The organism is Variovorax sp. 20P10.2.4, assembly GCF_058244205.1.
The window spans coordinates 1-3,517 of record NZ_JBZAYE010000711.1; the positions used below are offsets into that span (position 1 = coordinate 1).

The window sequence follows — 3,517 nt, forward strand, 5'->3', positions numbered from 1 at the left end:
GATCTACTTCCGCGACGGCCGCCGCTGGACCTCGGCCGGCGTCACGGCCGGCATCGACATGGCGCTGGGCATGGTCGAGGCCGACCTCGGCCGCGCCATCGCCATCGGCGTGGCGAAGAAGCTGGTGGTGTTCTACAAGCGCCCGGGCGGGCAGTCGCAGTTCAGCAGCGCGCTGCTCGCGCAGGAGGCCGAGGACCCGCGCATCGAGTCGCTGCATGGCTGGATCGACGAGCACCTGCACGAGACGATCGACGTGGCGCGGCTGGCCGACCGCATGGCGATGGCGCCGCGCACCTTCGCGCGTTTCTACCTGCAGCGCACCGGCGTCACGCCCGCGCATGCGGTCGAACGCATGCGGCTGGACCGCGCGACGCGGCTGCTCGAATCCTCGGGCGCCAGCATCAAGGCGGTGGCGCAGCGCTGCGGTTTCGGTTCGGAGGAGATCATGCGGCGCGCGTTCCAGCGGCGCTTCGGGGTGCCGCCGCTCGATTACCGGGCGCGCTTCCGCTGAGGCCCTGTCAGCCCATCAGGTTGCGTACCGCCGCCTCGATCGCGGCCGCGGTCGCCAGCGGCTTCTCCATTGGAAACAGGTGTGTGCCATCGAGCATCGCGATGCGGCCCTTGGTCACCTGCTGCGTCATCGCCATGCCCACGCGCTTCATCTCGGCCGACTGGCGCCCGCCGATGAAGGCCGCCTTGCACTTGAGCGGATGGCTGCGCAGCAGCGCGCCGAGGTTGTGCGGCAGCGTGTTGTAGATGGCGGTCTCGACGTCGCGGTCGAAGCTCAGCGCGCGCGTGTCCTCGCTATCGAAAGTGCCGTGGTCGATGTAGTCGTGCAGCACCTGCTCGTCCCACTTCGCGAAGGCCTTCTTGCTGCGGAAATGCTCGAACACCGCCTCGCGGTGCTCCCAGCTGTTGCGGCGCCGGCGGCTGATCGCGCCCGGCGAGATGCTCTTCATGAGCGGCGTGCGCTTCACCATGTTGAGCGTGTTGGCGCGCCAGCCGCCGAGGATCGGCGAGTCGACCAGCACCACGCCGCGCGCCAGCTCGGGATGCCGCGCGGCGCACATCAGGCTCAGGAAGCCGCCGAGCGAATGGCCGACCAGGAACACCGGCTTGCCCGCGCGTTCGGCGCGCGGCCGCGCGAAGTCGGCCAGCTGCTCGACCAGGTGCGGCCAGTTGTCGGTGACGGGGTACTTCGGGTCGTGCCCGAATTTCTCGATGGCATCGACCTCGAAGCCGCGGTTGCGCAGGCTGTCGAGGACGACGCGGTAGGTGCTCGCGGGAAAACTGTTGCCGTGCGAGAAGACGATCGGCGGCACGGGGTTCAGATCAGCTTTTCGTCGGGTGTCGAGATCTTGCGCAGCGCGCCGTGCCGCGTCGCCGGCATCTTCAGCGGATGCTCGGTGGCGCTGTCGTCCCACACCGGGTCCTCGATGCTGTCGAACACCTCGCGCAGCTTCTGGCCCCAGCTGTTGTGCACCATGCGGTAGTAGGGGTTGTCGGCGTCGATGCAGATCACGCGGTCGGTCTCGAGCTTGTTGGCCTCGTAGACCACGAGGTCCAGCGGCAGGCCGACCGAGAGGTTGGACTTCATGGTCGAGTCCATCGACACCAGCGCGCACTTGGCGGCCTCGTCGAGCGGCGTCTCGGGCGTGAGCACGCGGTCGAGCACCGGCTTGCCGTACTTCGATTCGCCGATCTGGAAGTAGGGCGTCTCGGTCGTGGCCTCGATGAAGTTGCCGGCCGCATAGACCAGGAAGAGGCGCATGCCCTCGCCCTTGACCTGGCCGCCGAAGATGAACGAGACGTTGAAGTCCAGGCCCGCATGCTTGAGCGCCTCGGCATCGCGGTCGTAGACGTGGCGCACGGCCGAGCCGAGCACGCGCGCGGCATCGAACATGCTCTTGGCGTTCCAGATCGTGGTCGGCGTGCCGGGCTCGCCGTTCTCCTGCGTCTCGCGCAGTTCCTCGATCTGCAGGATCTCGCGCACCGACTGCGAGATGCTGAGGTTGCCCGAGGACAGCAGCACCATGACGCGGTCGCCGGGCTGCTCGTAGACGATCATCTTGCGGAAGGTGCTGATGTGGTCCACGCCCGCGTTGGTGCGCGAATCGGACAGGAACACCAGGCCGGCGTTGAGTTTGATGCCTACGCAATAAGTCATTTTTTCGTCTCGCAAGAGCAGTGCCTGCTCATGGGGCTCCGCGGTCGCGTGCATTCAGTTTCTGTAAGGCGTAGAGCGCGTCTAGGGCTTCGCGCGGGGTCATCGCGTCGGGGTCGAGCGCGGACAGCGCGGATTCTACGGCGCTGACCATGGGGGTTTCGGAGGCCGGGGGCGGTGCGAACAGGTCGACCTGTGCACGAGTTTGCGCATGCTGCGACTCGAGCGCTTCCAGCGCCTGGCGTGCATGGTTGACCACCGCCGCGGGCATGCCCGCCAGCCGCGCGACCTGGATCCCGTAGCTCTTGCTGGCCGGGCCGGGCTGCATCTCGTGCAGGAACACGATGTCGCGGCCGGCCTCGGTGGCGCTCACGTGCATGTTGACCGCGCCATGGTGCGTGGCCGGGAATTCCGTGAGCTCGAAGTAGTGGGTGGCGAACAGCGTGAAGGCCTTGGCGCGGTCGTGCAGCTGGGCCGCGATGCCCGCGGCCAGCGCCAGCCCGTCGAAGGTGCTGGTGCCGCGGCCGATCTCGTCCATCAGCACCAGCGACTGCGCGGTGGCGCCGTGCAGGATCTGCGCGGCCTCGGTCATCTCGAGCATGAAGGTCGACTGCGCATTGGCCAGGTCGTCGGCCGCGCCGATGCGGGTGTGGATGGCGTCGATCGGCCCCAGGCGGCAGGCCGCGGCCGGCACGTGCGAGCCGATGGAGGCCAGCAGCACGATGATCGCCACCTGCCGCATGTAGGTCGACTTGCCGCCCATGTTGGGGCCGGTGATGACCTGCATGCGCTGCTGCGGGCCGAGCTGGGTGTCGTTGGCGATGAAGCCGCCCGAGGATTTCTCGGCCAGCCGCGCCTCGACCACCGGGTGGCGGCCCTGCTGGATCTCGATGCACGGGTGCGAGACGAAGCTCGGCGCGCGCCAGTGCAGCGTGTGCGAGCGCTCGGCCAGCGCGCACAGCGCGTCGAGCGTGGCGAGCGCCGTGGCCAGCCGCGTGAGCGCGGGCACCGAGGCCTGCAGCGCGTCGAGCAGCTGCTCGTAGAGCCACTTCTCGCGCGCCAGCGCGCGGTCCTGCGCGCTCAGCGCCTTGTCCTCGAAGGCCTTGAGCTCGGGCGTGATGAAGCGCTCGGCGTTCTTCAGCGTCTGGCGGCGGCGGTAGTTGTCGGGCACCTTCGACAACGCGCTCTGCGTCACCTCGATGTAGAAGCCGTGCACCCGGTTGAACTGCACCCGCAGGTTGCTGATGCCGGTGCGCTCGCGCTCGCTGACCTCGAGCTTGAGCAGGAAGTCGTCGCAGTTCTCGCTGATCTCGCGCAGCTCGTCGAGCTCGGCGTCGTGGCCGGTGGCGATCA

At 68.3% G+C, this 3,517-nt stretch carries 4 protein-coding genes; 1 reads left to right on the forward strand and 3 read right to left on the reverse strand.

Annotated elements, in window-relative coordinates:
* A partial coding sequence (locus AC27VN_RS36085; protein WP_490879739.1) for a GlxA family transcriptional regulator occupies positions 1-511 on the forward strand: 511 nt, incomplete at its 5' end.
* A 7-nt stretch (positions 512-518) separates the two neighbouring features.
* On the opposite strand, the gene AC27VN_RS36090 is transcribed toward AC27VN_RS36085, so the two are convergent.
* From AC27VN_RS36090 to mutS, 3 genes are all read right to left on the reverse strand, one after another.
* Positions 519-1,322, reverse strand: a complete 804-nt coding sequence (locus tag AC27VN_RS36090) for an alpha/beta hydrolase (RefSeq protein ID WP_490879740.1) — start codon at positions 1,320-1,322, stop codon at positions 519-521.
* Between the two features lie 5 nt (positions 1,323-1,327).
* Positions 1,328-2,167 carry a proteasome-type protease gene (locus AC27VN_RS36095; RefSeq protein ID WP_057592829.1) on the reverse strand — a complete coding sequence of 280 codons (840 nt, stop codon included), beginning with the start codon at positions 2,165-2,167 and terminating at the stop codon, positions 1,328-1,330.
* A gap of 28 nt (positions 2,168-2,195) precedes the next feature.
* On the reverse strand, positions 2,196-3,517 hold a 1,322-nt coding region (mutS, locus tag AC27VN_RS36100), incomplete at its 5' end, for a DNA mismatch repair protein MutS (RefSeq protein WP_490879741.1).